General features: G+C 70.7%; 11 protein-coding genes and 2 pseudogenes. 3 read left to right on the forward strand and 10 right to left on the reverse strand.

Going from position 1 to position 14,314, the window contains the following annotated elements:
• Positions 1-36: 36 nt before the first annotated feature.
• The 4 genes and pseudogenes from qcrB to ctaE form a co-directional block, all read right to left on the reverse strand.
• Positions 37-1,665: pseudogene (gene qcrB, locus RM779_RS15995) on the reverse strand (cytochrome bc1 complex cytochrome b subunit); the annotation flags it as partial.
• On the reverse strand, positions 1,662-2,732 hold the full coding sequence (gene qcrA / locus RM779_RS16000) for a cytochrome bc1 complex Rieske iron-sulfur subunit (RefSeq protein WP_311618369.1): 1,071 nt from the start codon (positions 2,730-2,732) through the stop codon (positions 1,662-1,664). The gene qcrA and the pseudogene qcrB, both read right to left, overlap by 4 nt.
• The gene (gene qcrC / locus RM779_RS16005; RefSeq protein ID WP_311618370.1) at positions 2,729-3,538 is read right to left on the reverse strand and encodes a cytochrome bc1 complex diheme cytochrome c subunit; all 810 of its coding nucleotides are present in this window, start codon (positions 3,536-3,538) and stop codon (positions 2,729-2,731) included. The genes qcrA and qcrC overlap by 4 nt, the downstream gene beginning before the upstream one ends.
• A gap of 69 nt (positions 3,539-3,607) precedes the next feature.
• Positions 3,608-4,225, reverse strand: coding sequence for an aa3-type cytochrome oxidase subunit III (gene ctaE, locus RM779_RS16010; RefSeq protein WP_311618371.1), 618 nt, complete (start codon positions 4,223-4,225; stop codon positions 3,608-3,610).
• A 133-nt stretch (positions 4,226-4,358) separates the two neighbouring features.
• Here ctaE and RM779_RS16015 point away from each other — a divergent pair, with 133 nt between their 5' ends.
• Positions 4,359-4,760 carry a response regulator transcription factor gene (locus RM779_RS16015; RefSeq protein WP_077061924.1) on the forward strand — a complete coding sequence of 134 codons (402 nt, stop codon included), beginning with the start codon at positions 4,359-4,361 and terminating at the stop codon, positions 4,758-4,760.
• 60 nt (positions 4,761-4,820) lie between these two features.
• Here the strand turns inward: RM779_RS16015 and RM779_RS16020 are convergent, their stop codons facing one another.
• The 4 genes and pseudogenes from RM779_RS16020 to ctaC all read right to left on the reverse strand — a co-directional run bounded on the left by RM779_RS16020 (position 4,821) and on the right by ctaC (position 9,276).
• Positions 4,821-6,083, reverse strand: a complete 1,263-nt coding sequence (locus tag RM779_RS16020; RefSeq protein ID WP_311618372.1) for a L,D-transpeptidase — start codon at positions 6,081-6,083, stop codon at positions 4,821-4,823.
• 111 nt (positions 6,084-6,194) lie between these two features.
• A complete protein-coding gene (locus RM779_RS16025) occupies positions 6,195-6,593 on the reverse strand; it encodes a cytochrome c oxidase subunit 4 (RefSeq protein ID WP_311618373.1) in 399 nt (132 codons plus the stop codon).
• Positions 6,590-8,257, reverse strand: a pseudogene (ctaD, locus tag RM779_RS16030) (aa3-type cytochrome oxidase subunit I); the annotation flags it as partial. The gene RM779_RS16025 and the pseudogene ctaD, both read right to left, overlap by 4 nt.
• 53 nt (positions 8,258-8,310) lie before the next feature.
• Complete coding sequence (gene ctaC, locus RM779_RS16035) at positions 8,311-9,276, reverse strand: aa3-type cytochrome oxidase subunit II (protein ID WP_077061920.1); 966 nt, start codon at positions 9,274-9,276, stop codon at positions 8,311-8,313.
• Positions 9,277-9,524: 248 nt separating this feature from the next.
• On the opposite strand from ctaC, the gene RM779_RS16040 reads away from it, so the two are divergent.
• Complete coding sequence (locus tag RM779_RS16040; RefSeq protein ID WP_311618374.1) at positions 9,525-10,943, forward strand: cysteine desulfurase/sulfurtransferase TusA family protein; 1,419 nt, start codon at positions 9,525-9,527, stop codon at positions 10,941-10,943.
• 62 nt (positions 10,944-11,005) lie between these two features.
• Here RM779_RS16040 and RM779_RS16045 read toward each other — a convergent pair whose 3' ends face one another.
• Positions 11,006-11,980 (reverse strand): carbohydrate kinase family protein, encoded by a 975-nt coding sequence (locus tag RM779_RS16045; protein ID WP_311618375.1) that lies wholly within the window; start codon positions 11,978-11,980, stop codon positions 11,006-11,008.
• A 201-nt stretch (positions 11,981-12,181) separates the two neighbouring features.
• Here RM779_RS16045 and RM779_RS16050 point away from each other — a divergent pair, with 201 nt between their 5' ends.
• Positions 12,182-13,840, forward strand: a complete 1,659-nt coding sequence (locus RM779_RS16050) for a hypothetical protein (RefSeq protein ID WP_311618376.1) — start codon at positions 12,182-12,184, stop codon at positions 13,838-13,840.
• A gap of 84 nt (positions 13,841-13,924) precedes the next feature.
• Here the strand turns inward: RM779_RS16050 and RM779_RS16055 are convergent, their stop codons facing one another.
• Positions 13,925-14,278 (reverse strand): HesB/IscA family protein, encoded by a 354-nt coding sequence (locus RM779_RS16055; protein WP_077061917.1) that lies wholly within the window; start codon positions 14,276-14,278, stop codon positions 13,925-13,927.
• Positions 14,279-14,314 lie beyond the last annotated feature (36 nt).

Consider the following 14,314-nt stretch of genomic DNA (forward strand, 5'->3'; position numbering starts at 1 on the left):
AGGCGCGGACGGTGGCGCGGAAGGGCGCGCGAAGGGGCCGTGGCCGCTGGTGATCTCCCGGTACTCCTCGCTGGTCGGCTTCGGGATCTGCGCGTGCTCACCGAAGTAGCCGCGGTTGATCCTGACCCGCAGCCGCTCCAGCGGGCTGATCTTGCGCCGGACCCCGTTCTCGTCGGTCGGGGGGCCCAGCTCCTGCGGCGCGTCCTGGTCGTGCGCCGTGAGCGTGTACAGCGCGTCCCGCGACAGGGGCTCGTGCACCTCGACGAACTCGCCGTGCGGCAGCCGTTTGATGATGCCCGTCTCCCGCCCGTGCAGCACTTTCTCCCGGTCGCGGCGCTGGAGGCCGAGACAGATGCGCCGGGTGGCGATGAACGTGAGCACCGGCAGCACGAAGAACGCGATGCGGCAGAACCAGGTGATGGCGTTGATCGACAGGTTGAAGTTGATCGCCCAGACGTCGTTGCCGCCGGCCACCAGCGTGACGAAGTAGGCCGTCAGCCAGGCCACGCCGAGGCCGGTCCTGGTCGGCGCGTTCCGTGGCCGCTGCGCGATGTGATGCTCGCGGTTGTCCTTCGTCAGCCAGGACTCGAAGAACGGGTAGATGCCGATGAGCACCAGCATCAGCGGGAAGAGGCCGAGCGGGATGAGGATGCCGAAGTTCAGCGTGTAGCCGCCCGGGATGACCCACTCCCATCCCGGCATCATCCGGATCAGTCCCTCGGAGAAGCCGAGATACCAGTCCGGTTGGGCGTTGGTCGACACTTGGTCCGGTCGATATGGCCCCAGTACCCAGACGGGGTTGATCTGCACGGTCGCCGCGATGGCCGCGATCACGCCGAAGACCAGGAAGAAGAAGCCGCCGGCCTTGGCCATGTAGACGGGCAGGAGCGGCATGCCGACCACATTGTTGTTGGTACGGCCGGGGCCCGCGTAGTGCGTGTGCTTGTGGTACACGATCAGGATCAGGTGGGCGACCACGAGACCCAGCATGATGCCCGGCAGCAGCAGCACGTGGATGACGAAGAACCTCGGGATGATGTCGTGCCCGGGGAACTCCCCGCCGAACAGGAACATCTGGAGGTACGTGCCGACGACCGGCGTGGCCAGGATGGCGCCCTCGGCGAAGCGGACGCCGGTGCCGGAGAGCAGGTCGTCCGGCAGCGAGTAGCCGGTGAGGCCGGTGAAGACGGCCAGGATGAACAGCGTCCAGCCGAACAGCCAGTTCAGCTCGCGCGGCTTGCGGAAGGCGCCCGTGAAGAACACCCGCATCATGTGGAACATGATGCCGACGATGAAGATCAGCGCCGCCCAGTGGTGGATCTGCCGGACCAGCAGACCGCCGCGCACGTCGAAGCTGATGTCCAGTGTGGAGGCGTACGCCTCGGTCATCCGCACGCCCTGCATCGGCACGTACGACCCGTCGTACTCGATCTCGCCCATGCTCGGGACGAAGAAGAGGGTCAGGTAGACGCCGGTCAGGATGATGATGATGAAGGCGTACAGGCAGATCTCGCCCAGCAGGAACGACCAGTGGTCGGGGAAGATCTTGCGCATGTTGGCCTTGGCGAGGCTGTAGAGGCCCAGCCGGCCGTCGGCCCAGTCGGCGACCTTCTCGCCGGCCGGTGCTTTGCCCCGTGCCTTCGGGGACTTCGTGGCCGTACTCATCCGCGCTCCCAGAAGCTCGGGCCGGTGGGCTCATCGAAGTCGCCGAGCGCTTCGAGGAAGCCTTCGTCGTTCGCCCTGATGCGCAGCTGCGGCAGCGGGTGGCCCGCCGGGCCGAAGAGCACCCGCGCGCCGTCCGAGAGGTCGAACGTCGACTGGTGGCAGGGGCAGAGCGCGTGGTGGGTCTGCTGCTCGTACAGGGTGGCCGGGCAGCCGATGTGGGTGCAGATCTTGGAGTAGCAGAGGATGCCCTCGTAACCCCAGTCGGCCGAGCGCTCGTCCTTGATGTCCTCAGGTTCGAGCCGCACGAGCATGACCGCCGCCTTGGCGATCTCCACGTTGAAGTCCTCGGAGTGCGGGTCGAGCCCCTCGGGCATCGCCTGGGTCAGCGAGCCGACCGTGATGTCCTCGGGCCGCAGCGGCTGCATGGTGGCCTCGTTGATGATCAGCGAGCCCTCCTTCCATGCGGTGTGCCGCAGCTTCGTGCCCGGCAGCGGGCCGAGGTCGCGCAGCAGCACCACGCCGGAGAGCGGCACCAGGGCCAGCGCGCCGAACAGGGTGTTGCGGACGAGCTTCCTGCGGCCGATCTGCGATTCCTCGCCGCCCTTGCGGAACTCCTCCAGGACGTGCGCCTTCACCTCGGGCGTGGCCTCGATGGCGTGCCGCTCCTCGGCGACCTCGACGTCCGACATCAGCGTCCTGGCCCAGTGGATGGCGCCGGCACCGATGCAGAAGAGGGCCACGCCCAGGGTCAGGCCGAGAGCGAAGTTGAGTCCGCTGACGTGCCCGAACGGCCAGATGAAGACGATCTCGTCGATCGGGATGGCCACGTAACTGACGATGAACCCGACCGTGGCCAGCATCGACAGCGTGAACAGGAAGGCGACGGTGCGCTCGGAGCGCTTGGCCGCCCGCTCGTCGACGTCCTGCCTGCGCGGCTCGTGGGGCGGGAGGCCGGGGTCGGCGAACGGGTCGTCCGCCACCGCGACCGCGCCACCCTCGCGGCTCTCGGTGAGGTGGCCCCCCTGCGCGTCGTCGCGCGCTTCTGTGTGTTCCGTGTGGCTACTCATGACTTCCTGGCCTTAGCGGTGCTGACCCCGATCCACACGGCCACCGCGATGAGCAGGCCGATGCCGAACGTCCAGGCGAAGAGTCCTTCGCTGACCGGGCCGAAGCCGCCGAGTGTGAAGCCGCCGGGGTTCGGGGACTCGGAGGAGTTGACCGCGCGCAGCCACGCGAGGATGTCCTGCTTCTCCTGCTCGGGCAGCGTGGTGTCCGGGAAGGAGGGCATGTTCGACGGGCCCGTCACCATGGCCTCGTAGATGTACCGCGGGTCGACGTTGTCCAGCGAGGGGGCTTCCTTGCCGTGGGTGAGGGCGCCCCCCTGGCCGGTGAAGTTGTGGCACTGCGAGCAGTTGGTGCGGAAGAGCTCGCCGCCGCGGGCGGCGTCGCCCTCCGAGGGGTCGTAGCTCGATTCGTCCGGCACGGCGGGCCCGGGGCCCAGGGAGGCGACGTACGCGGCGAGCTGGTCGATCTCGGCCTGCGTGTAGGCGACGGGCTTCTCCGGGGCCTGTGGCCCGGGGGCCTGCAGCGGCATGCGCCCGGTGCCGACCTGGAAGTCGACGGCGGCGGCGCCGACGCCCACCAGGCTCGGGCCGTCGCTGCCGCCCTCACCGCCGGCGCCGTGACAGCTGGAGCAGCCAACGTCGTAGAGCTTCTTGCCCTCCTCGATGGCCAGGGACTGGGCCGAGGCGTCGGCCTGGGCCTCACCCGCGGGGGCGAGCGCGGCGTACAGCCCCCCCGTGGCCGCCAGCGCGAAGAGGAGGACGACGAGCGCCGCCAGCGGATGGCGCCGTCGTGCGGAGAGCTTTTTCACGGATTACCCCGGTGTCAGGATCTTCTGCGTCGGTGCTTGAAAGGTGCGCGTCCGGTGTGGTCGACGGTGCTACTTGATCAAGTAGATCGTGGCGAACAGGCCGATCCAGACAACGTCGACGAAGTGCCAGTAATAGGACACGACGATGGCCGTCGTCGCCTGCTCATGGGTGAAACGCCGAGCGGCGTAGGTACGGCCCAGGACGAACAGGAAGGCGATCAACCCGCCGAGGACGTGCAGTCCGTGGAAGCCGGTGGTCAGGTAGAAGGCCGAGCCGTAGGGGCCGGAGGAGAGCGAGATGCCATGGTGCACCAGCTCCACGTACTCCGTGACCTGACCGCCGATGAAGATGGCCCCCATGACGAAGGTGACCACGAACCACTTGCGGAGCTTCTTCACATCGCCCCGCTCGGCGGCGAACACGCCGAGCTGACAGGTGAGCGAGGAGAGCACCAGGATCAGGGTGTTGGTGCCGGAGAACGGGAGATTGAGCGTGTCCGCGTTCTCCTGCCAGTAGTCCGCCCCCATCACCGACCGCAGGGTGAAGTACATCGCGAAGAGGGCCGCGAAGAACATCAGCTCGGAACTCAGCCAGATGACGGTTCCGACACTGGTGACGTTCGGCCGGTTGACCGAAGGGATCGCGTGCCCGGTTTCTGCTGCTGTTGCTGTCGCCACGCCCGTCATTATGTCGGTCGCTTTTCCGGGGCTTGTCCCGGGGGTGGGGTTCGGTGTGTCCTGGCAGTTCCGGCACTGCCCACACCGCCCCTGACGGAGTAGCATCCGGCCCAACGAGATCCGTCCACCTCGCGGAGGAACGATGCAGCGCACCGCCACGGTGCTGGTCTACAGCGACGACACCAACACCCGCGAGCAGGTGCGGCTCGCTGCCGGCCGGCAGCCCGCGCCCGACGTTCCCGCGGTCGAGTACCTGGAGTGCGCCACACTGCCCGCCGTGCTCTCCGCGCTGGAGAACGGCGGCATCGACGTCTGCATCCTGGACGGCGAGTCCGCCCCGGCCGGCGGGATGGGCGTGTGCCGGCAGATCAAGGACGAGATCTTCGAGTGCCCGCCGGTGCTCGTGCTGATCGGCCGCCCGCAGGACGCGTGGCTGGCCACGTGGTGCCGGGCGGAGGCCGCCGTGGCCCATCCGCTGGACCCCTCGGACCTGGCCGCCGCCCTGGCCGCACTGCTGCGGGACCGGCTGCCCTCCGTGGCCTGAGGGGCCCGAGGAGCCCGAGGAGCCTGAGGGGCCCGAGGAGCCCGAGGGGCCCGCAGGCGGTCACACACGGGGCTGGAGGCGGCCCGCCACCGGGTCGGCGCGCCGGTCGGCGTCCGCGCCGCCACCGGCGTGCACGGCGCTGCCCGTCAGCCACTCCTCCCAGCTGAGGTTCCAGTCGCCGAAGCCGTTGCCGAACGGGGCCATGTCCTCGCCGAAGCCGTTGACGTGCTCCACGATGTCGCCCGGCTTGACCAGCTCGTAGAACCACTGCGCGTTCTCCGTGCTCAGGCCGGTGCACCCGTGGCTGACGTTCGCCGAGCCCTGGGAGGCCACCGACCAGGGCGCGCCGTGTACGTACTCGCCGCTCCAGGTCAGGCGCGCGGCCCAGTAGACCGGCAGGTCGTAGGATTCGGCGGAACCGGCCGGGATACCGATGCTGGTACCCGTCATCCGGACGAACTGCTCGCGGCCGAGGATCACCTTCTTGCCGTTGCGGGTGGCGAAGCCCTCCTTGCCCGTGGTGATCGGGATGGTGCGCAGTTCCTCGCCGTTGCGGGACACCGTCATGGTGTGCGCGCCGATGTCGGCGACCGCCTCGACACGGTCCCCCGTCGTCAGCTCGAGTGACGTGCCGTTGCCGCCGCGCAGGCCCTCCCTGATGGGGAGGCCGGCGAGGTGGGACCGCACGGAGATCCGCGCGTTCGCCGGCCAGTAGTCGCGCGGCCGGTAGTGCAGCTCCTTGTCGTCCACCCAGTGCCAGGCGCCCTCCACGCGGGGCGTCGAGGTGACCGTCAGGGCGCCCTCGACCAGGGCCCGTTCCGCGGGCTCGCCGACCTTGCGGCTCAGCTCGGCCGTCACCGGCTGCCCGACGCCGTAGGTGCCCGGCTCGGGGCCGAAGGTGACGTCCAGGCGCTTGCCGCCCGCGGGGCGCGTGGTGAAGCTGTGCACGCCGCGGCCAGGGGTGCCGCTCCCGCTCTCCGTGCTCACCCGGACGGTGTAGGTGGCGTCGGCCGCCAGCGGCGAGGTGCTGTGCCAGCCGCGGCCGTCCGCGGACAGTTCGCCGGCCAGCGGACGCCCGCCCGCGTCGGTGGCTTGGACGTCCGTGATGCGGGTGCCGTTGCCCTTGGTGCTGATCTTCAGCGGCTGGTCGGGGTCGACGGCGGTGGCGTCCTTGCCGCCGGCCGCGCCGAAGGACAGGGACCCGGCGGCGTCCTGGAGGTCGCCGGTGAGGGAACGGCCGCCCCCGCCGCAGGCGGTGAGCCCGGCCAGCAGGGGGGCGAGTATCAGCGCGCAACCGAGTTTTATGCCATTTTTGTGACTCATAGCCACAACGTACGGACATGCCGGTCACGAGGCGCGGCGGCCTACTGCAAACGGGCGGCGCGGCCCCCGGGGCATCCCCGGGGGCCGCGCCGTTGGTGCGTCACCGCCGCGTCACTGGTTCTGGTTCTCGCCGCGGTAGTACTCGAAGACCCACAGCCACAGGCCGATGGCCACGAGCGGGGCGGTGAAGTACAGGAACCACCAGCCGAAGACCGGGCCCATGAAGGCCGCGAGACCGCCGGCACCGAGCACCAGCGGCGCCCAGCTGTGCGGGCTGTAGAAGCCCATCTCGCCGGCGTCGTCGGCGACGTCCGCCTCCTTGTTGTCCTGCGCGCCGGTGTCGACCCGGCGGGCCGTGAAGATCAGGTAGAACCCGATCATCGCGGACAGCGCGAACGACAGGAACAGCGCCGTGGTGCCGACCGGCTCCTTCGACCACACGCCGTAGACGATGGCCACGGCGAGCATGAAGACGGCGATCCAGCTGAACAGGTGCCCCTGAATCCTCACTGGCCCGCCTCCTTTCCGGTGAGGGCCTCCGCCTCGTGGCGGGCGTCGTTCTCCAGCTGGTCGAGCGCCACGATCTCGGGGTGGTGCAGATCAAAGGCGGGCGACTCGGAGCGGATCTTGGGCAGGGTGGTGAAGTTGTGCCGCGGTGGCGGACACGCGGTCGCCCATTCGAGCGAACGGCCGTAGCCCCACGGATCGTCCGTGTCGACTTTCTCGCCGTACTTCCAGGTCTTCCAGACGTTGTAGAAGAACGGCAGCATCGACATGCCGAGCAGGAACGAACTGATGGTGGAGATGGTGTTCAGGGCCGTGAAGCCGTCCGCCGCGAGGTAGTCGGCGTAGCGGCGCGGCATGCCCTCGGCGCCCAGCCAGTGCTGGACGAGGAAGGTGCCGTGGAAGCCGATGAACAGTGTCCAGAACGTGATCTTTCCGAGGCGCTCGTCGAGCATCTTGCCCGTCCACTTCGGCCACCAGAAGTGGAAGCCGGCGAACATCGCGAAGACGACCGTTCCGAAGACCACGTAGTGGAAGTGGGCCACCACGAAATAGGAGTCGGAGATGGCGAAGTCGAGCGGCGGCGAGGCCAGGATGACGCCGGTGAGCCCGCCGAAGAGGAAGGTGACCAGGAAGCCGACCGACCACAGCATGGGCGTCTCGAAACTGAGCGAGCCCTTCCACATGGTGCCGATCCAGTTGAAGAACTTCACACCGGTCGGGACCGCGATCAGGAAGGTCATGAAGGAGAAGAACGGTAGGAGTACCGCGCCTGTGACGTACATATGGTGCGCCCAGACCGTCACGGAGAGACCGGCGATCAGAATCGTCGCCGCCACCAGGCCGATGTAGCCGAAGATGGGCTTGCGGCTGAACACCGGGATGATTTCCGAGACGATGCCGAAGAATGGCAGCGCGATGATATAGACCTCTGGATGGCCGAAGAACCAGAAGAGGTGCTGCCACAGGATGGCTCCGCCGTTGGCCGCGTCGAAGATATGCGCCTCGAACAGGCGGTCCGCGGCGAGTGCGAACAGCGCGGCGGCCAGCACCGGGAAGGCCAGCAGGACCAGCACACCGGTCAGCAGCACGTTCCAGGTGAAGATCGGCATGCGGAACATCGTCATGCCGGGAGCGCGCATGCAGATGATGGTGGTGATGAAGTTGACCGCGCCCAGGATGGTGCCGAAGCCGGACAGCGCCAGGCCCATCACCCACATGTCGGCGCCGACGCCCGGTGAACGGATCGCGTCGGACAGCGGCGAGTAGGCGAACCAGCCGAAGCTGGCGGCGCCCTGCGGGGTGAAGAAGCCGGCCACGACGAGCAGGCCGCCGAAGAGGTACAGCCAGTAGGCCAGCATGTTGAGCCGCGGGAACGCCACATCCGGGGCGCCGATCTGGAGCGGCATGATCCAGTTCGTGAACCCGGCGAACAGCGGGGTCGCGAACAGCAGCAGCATGATGGTGCCGTGCATGGTGAACAGCTGGTTGAACTGCTCGTTCGAGACGACCTGGGTGCCCGGCCTGGCCAGCTCGGCGCGCATGATCAGCGCCATGGCGCCGCCGATGATGAAGAAGCCGAAGGACGTCAGCAGGTACATCGTGCCGATCGTCTTGTGGTCGGTGGTGGTGAGCCACTTGACCACGGTGGAGCCCGGCTCGCGGCGGCGCGCGGCCCGTACGGCGGGCGCGACGTCCGACGCCTGGTTCTTGTCGAGGATGGTCACGACTGCCCCTCGTTGGTCTCGGCGTTCCGGGCGGCATCCGTCTGCTCGATGCCCGCCGGGACGTAGCCGGTCTGGCCGGCGTCCGCCAGCTCCTGCAGATACGCGTCGTATTCCTCGGGGGAGACGACCTCGACGTTGAACAGCATGCGGGCGTGGTCCGTGCCGCACAGCTCGGCGCACTTGCCCATGAAGGTGCCCTGCCGGTCGGGCGTCACCTCGAAGGTGTTGGTGTGCCCGGGGATCACGTCCATCTTCATCAGGAACGGCACCACCCAGAAGGAGTGGATGACGTCCCGTGAGGTGAGGACGAACTGCACCGTCTCGCCCTCGGGCAGCACGAGCGTCGGGCCGGGGTTCCCCGTGTTCTCGTTGCGGTCGCTCGGGGTGCCGACCTCGTACACGCCATCGGCGTTGTCCGGGAAGCGCTCGGCGATCCGGTCCGGGATGGCGGACAGCTCCGGGGCGTCGCGGGCGTCGCCGTCCCCGGCACCGACGGGCTCGATGTAGTTGAACGCCCAGCTCCACTGGAATCCGACCACGTTGATGATGTGGTCGGGCTCGTCCGAGGTCTTCATCAGCTCCGTCTGGTCACGGGCGGTGAAGTAGAACAGCACCGACACGATGATCAGCGGCACGAGCGTGTACAGCGCCTCGATGGGGAGGTTGTACCGGTTCTGCGGGGGAACTTCGACCTTCGTCCTGGAGCGCCGGTGGAAGAACACGCTCCACAGGATCAGACCCCACACCAGCACACCGGTGACGAGCGCCGCGGCCCACGAGCCCTGCCACAGGGACAGAATCCGCGGCGCCTCCTCCGTGACCGGGGTGGGCATGCCGAGACGGGGAAAGTCCTCGGATGTGCAACCTGTCGCGGTTGCCAGGACCAGGCCCGCGATCAGCGCCCGCGGCAGGAACCGCCGCACCGGGCGCCGCGACGAGCGGTCGGAGCCGTTGGGACTCACGTAGCGCCTTCCCGAGAGTCTCGCCCATGGCCCGGGCTTGCCTTCGCACGGAGTGGCGGGGGCCGGCCCTGACACGGGCAGGGGTTTGGATGTTTATGCGGACCAAACCCTACTGGACGCCCCCGGGCGTCACGCGGGGAGGGTACGTCAACGCGCCGGGGCGGCCGGGGCGCGGACATGCCGGGCGCCGCGGCGGCATTTCCGGCGCGCCCTCCGGCGGGGCGGGGACAGGCGTTAGCGTGCTGATCGTGCCTTATTTCGACGCCGCTTCCTCGCTGCCGCCGCATCCCGTCGCGCGCCAGGCCCTGCTGGCCGCGTTCGACGACGGCTGGGCCGACCCCTCGCGCCTGCACCGGGAGGGGCGGCGGGCCAGGATGCTGCTCGACGCGGCCCGCGAGACGGCCGCCGAGGCCGTCGGCTGCCGACCCGACGAGCTGACGTTCACCTCCTCGGGTACGCGGGCCCTGCACACGGGTATGGCCGGGGCCCTGGCCGGCCGCGCCAGGGCCGGGCGGCACCTGCTGGTGTCCGCGGTGGAGCACTCGGCGGTGCTGCACGCCGCGGAGGCCCACCGCGCCGCGGGCGGCACGGTGGCCGAGATCGGGGTGGACCGCGGCGGTCTCGTGGCGCCCGCGGACGTGGCCGCCGCGCTGGCCGCGGGGCCCGCCGCCGCCCTGGTGTGCGTGCAGTCGGCCAATCACGAGGTGGGCACCCGTCAGCCGGTCGCGGACATCGCCGAGATCGGGCGCGCCGCGGGGGTGCCGCTGCTGGTGGACGCGGCCCAGTCACTGCCCTGGGGGCCGGTGGCGGGCGCCTGGTCACTGCTCGCGGCGAGCGCGCACAAGTGGGGCGGCCCCGGGGGCGTCGGGCTGCTGGCGGTGCGCAAGGGCGTGCGGTTCGCGCCCGCTTCGCCGGTGGACGAACGGGAGTCGGGGCGGGCGCCCGGCTTCGAGAACATCCCCGCCGTGGTCGCCGCGGCGGCCTCGCTGCGCGCGTTCCGGGCGGAGGCGGGGGCCGAGGCGGCGCGGCTGGCCGCTCTGGTGGACCGCATCCGCGAGCGGGTACCGCGGCTGGTGCCCGATGTGGAGGTGGTGGGCGAAGCGGCGCACCGGCTGCCGCACGTCGTCACCTTCTCGTGTCTCCATGTCGACGGGGAGGCACTGCTGCACGCGCTGGACCGGGCGGGCTTCGCGGTCTCCTCCGGCTCGTCGTGCACCTCCAGCACCCTGACGCCCAGCCACGTGCTGCGCGCGATGGGCGTGCTGTCGGAGGGGAACGTCCGGGTCTCCCTGCCGCCGGGCACCACGGAGGAGGACGTGGAACGTTTCCTCGCGGTCCTGCCTGAGGCGGTGGCGGGGGTGCGCGCCCAGCTGACGCCGCCCACGGTGACGGGCGGGGCGGGCAGGGCGGGCGGGGCGGCGGAACCGGCGGGGACCGGGACGTTCACCGTCGACTCGCTCGGCAAACGCTGCCCGGTCCCCGTCATCGAACTGGCCGGCGCCATCGGCCGGGTGGCGGTCGGCGGCGTCGTCACCGTGCTGGCCGACGACGCCGCGGCCCGCCTCGACATCCCGGCCTGGTGCACGATGCGCGGCCAGGAGTACCTGGGCGAGTCACCGCACGGGGACGGGCCCGGCACGGCCTACCGGGTGCGCCGCCTCGTCTGAGGACGGGCCCCGGCCGCCGCGGTCGGATGCGGTCGGATGCGGTCGGACGCGGTCGGATGCGGTCAGATGAGGTGGCCGCGCACCTCTTCCGCGGCGTCGGTGCCGTACGCCTTGGCGAACCTGTCGATGAACGAGCCGCGGGTCAGCGTGTATTCCTGGGTGCCGACCGTCTCGATGACCAGGGTGGCGACCATGCAGCCGACCTGGGCGCAGCGTTCCATGGAGGCGCCCCAGGCGAGACCGGCGAGGAAACCGGCGCGGAACGCGTCGCCGACGCCGGTGGGCTCGGCCTTCCGCTCCTCCTCGGGACAGCCGACCTCGACCGGGTCCTCGCCCGCCCGTTCGATCAGGACTCCGCGCGGGCCGAGGGTGGTGACGCGGGTGCCGACCTTGCCGAGCACCTGCTCGGCGGACCAGCCGGTCTTGGACTCCACGAGTGCCTTCTCGTACTCGTTGTGGAAGAGGTAGGCGGCGCCCTCGGTCAGCGTCCTGATGTCCTCGCCGTCCATGCGCGCCAGCTGCTGGGAGAAGTCGGCGGCGAACGGGATGCTCCGGGTACGGCACTCCTCGGTGTGCCGCAGCATGGCCTCGGGGTCGTCGGCGCCGATGTGCACCAGGTCGAGGCCGCCGACGCGGTCGGCGACGGACTTGAGCTCGATGAGGCGGGCCTCGCTCATGGCGCCGGTGTAGAAGGAGCCGATCTGGTTGTGGTCGGCGTCCGTGGTGCACACGAAGCGCGCGGTGTGCAGTATTTCGGAGATCCGCACCGAGGCGGTGTCCACGCCGTGCCGGTCGAGCCAGGCCCGGTACTCCTCGAAGTCGGCGCCGACCGCGCCGACGAGGATCGGGGAGGCACCCAGCTGTCCCATGCCGAAGCAGATGTTGGCCGCGACTCCCCCGCGGCGCACTTCCAGGGAGTCGACCAGGAAGGACAGCGAGACGGTGTGCAGCTGATCACCGACGAGCTGGTCGGCGAAGCGGCCGGGGAAGGTCATCAGGTGATCGTTGGCAATGGAGCCGGAGACGGCGATGCGCACGGTGGTCTGCTCCCGGGGAGGCGACAGGGGGGACCAGGCTACCGAGCGGCTCTTGTGGGCGGAGCAACTGGCAACGGCGTACGTCAGGTCAACGGGCGCGCACGGGAGCCTGCGCGGGCGCGCGGCACCCGCGGGGAACCGGCGGCGACCGGTGCCCGTCCAACCGGCGTACGGATTCCGTGATTCCGAGGAGCGATTGCAGTGGCTGACGAGGAGATCCGCGAGGAGGCGGACACCCCCGGGAGCGGCCAGGACGGCACCGCGGCGCGGCGCCGGTGGCCGGTGGTCACCGCCGCGGCGGTGGCCGTCGCGGTCGTCGCGGGCGGTCTGTACGGAGCGCAGGCATTCACCGGCGACGACGCGGACGACCCGGCCGGGAACGAGGACGAGGCGCTGGTGCTCGACGCCCCGCCGGCCGCGGCCGCGGAGACGGCGGCCGCCGGGGACGGGGCGGCCCCGGCGTGGCCCGGCGCGGCCACGCTGCGGCTGGCGGAGAGCCCGGCCGACGCCCCGGACGAGGCGGCGGTGTACCGGTTCGAGGGCGTCGCCGAGGAGCGGGTGGCGGAGCTGGGAGCGGCCCTCGGCCTGGACGGCGCGCCGCAGCGCGGAGCCGAGGACTCCTGGACGATGGCGGGCGCGGGCGCGGACGCCCCGGCGCTCAACGTGGTGGGAGAGCCCGGCTTCTGGTACTACGGCGCGGAGGCGGAGCTGAGCATCTCGGTCGGCGGCGACCCCGACGGCACGGTGAGCAGCGAGGCTCCGGCGGACGACGGCGCGGACGGCGGCGCGGACAGTCGCGCGGACGACGGCGCGGACAGTCGCGCGGACGACGGTGCTAACGAAGGCGCGGACGGCGGCGAGGCGCCCTCCGAGGCGGAGGCGCTGGCGGCGGCGGACGAGGTGCTCGACGCGCTGGGCCTGGGTGACGCGGCGGTCGACGCGCGGGAGACGAGCGGCGCGGACCGGATCGTTTCCGCGGCTCCCGTGATCGACGGGCTGCCGGTGCACGGTCTGGACACCGAGTTGTACATCGGCCCCGACGGCGAGCTGACGATGGCGTTCGGCACGCTGCACGCGTTCGCCACGGCCGAGGAGCGTTCGGTGACGGGCGCCGAGGACGCGGTCGAGGAGTACAACCGGACGGCCGGGGACGTGGAGCTGCCGGCGATCCAGTGCGGTGCGGGCGGCCCGGCCGAGCAGCCGGAGCCGATGCCGATGCCGGAGGAGGCCGAGGCCGGCGGTGACGCGCAGCGGCAGGAGGCCGACGGCACCTGCCCCTCACCGGCCGAGAAGCCGGAACCGGTGTCGGTGACCGCCGAGTTCGGCCTGGCGATGACCTACGCCGAGGAGGAGCCGGTGCTGGTCCCGTCCTGGCTGTTCCGGGGCGAGCGGGAGTCGGGTGAGGCGTTCGCGGCGACCCAGCCCGCGGTGCCGCACGAGTACCGGACGCAGTCGGATGGCGGGGCCGGGCAGCCGGAGGAGGCACCGGCGCAGCCCGCCGAGCCGGAGGAGCAGCCGGGCGCCGGGGCGGGCGGCGACGGTGCCGAGCCCGGTCAGACGCAGCCGGGCGCGCCGGGCGAGGCACCGGACGGCACGGAGACCGGGTGGTCCGTCGAGCCGTACGAGGAGTCGGCCGAGTCGCTGACGGTGACCTTCTGGGCCAGCCCGTGCGACGAGTACGAGGCGACGGCCCGGGAGTCGGGCGACGAGGTGACGGTGCACGTGGACGTGGTGAACCCGGACCCGGAGCGCGTGTGCGTCCAGCTGGCCGAGGAGCGGACGGCCGAGGTGGAGCTGGAGGAGCCGGTGGGCGAGCGGACCCTGACCGACGAGCAGGGCCGGGAGCTGCCGGTTGGCTGACCGCCGTGGCGGCGGCACGCGGAAGGCCCGGCACCCGTGGGGGGTGCCGGGCCCTTCCGTGTGAGCCGGCCGGGTCCGGCCGGCTCAGCTGAACGAGTCGCCGCAGGCGCAGGAGCCCGAGGCGTTCGGGTTGTCGATGGTGAAACCCTGCTTCTCGATGGTGTCGACGAAGTCGATCGAGGCGCCGCCCAGGTAGGGGGCGCTCATGCGGTCGGTGACCACCTTCACACCGTCGAAGTCCTTCACGACATCGCCGTCGAGCGACCGCTCGTCGAAAAAGAGCTGGTAGCGCAGACCGGAGCATCCGCCGGGCTGGACCGCCACGCGGAGCGCGAGGTCGTCGCGTCCCTCCTGCTCAAGCAGGCTCCTGACCTTCGCCACGGCCGTGTCGGAAACGATGATGCCGCCGCTGACAGCGGTCTCTTCCGTTACGGACATCTGCGTATCTCCCGGGTAGTACGGAAAGCTCTGGCG

It is taken from the genome of Streptomyces johnsoniae (assembly GCF_031845565.1).
Taxonomy (GTDB): domain Bacteria; phylum Actinomycetota; class Actinomycetes; order Streptomycetales; family Streptomycetaceae; genus Streptomyces; species Streptomyces johnsoniae.

Bases quoted from the DNA above. Each gene is read 5' to 3' on its own strand.
- RM779_RS16015 (WP_077061924.1), top strand. From the start codon at position 4,359: ATGCAGCGCACCGCCACGGTGCTGGTCTACAGCGACGACACCAACACC.
- qcrA (WP_311618369.1), bottom strand. From the start codon at position 2,732: ATGAGTAGCCACACGGAACACACAGAAGCGCGCGACGACGCGCAGGGG.
- RM779_RS16055 (WP_077061917.1), bottom strand. From the start codon at position 14,278: ATGTCCGTAACGGAAGAGACCGCTGTCAGCGGCGGCATCATCGTTTCC.
- ctaE (WP_311618371.1), bottom strand. From the start codon at position 4,225: ATGACGGGCGTGGCGACAGCAACAGCAGCAGAAACCGGGCACGCGATC.
- RM779_RS16020 (WP_311618372.1), bottom strand. From the start codon at position 6,083: ATGAGTCACAAAAATGGCATAAAACTCGGTTGCGCGCTGATACTCGCC.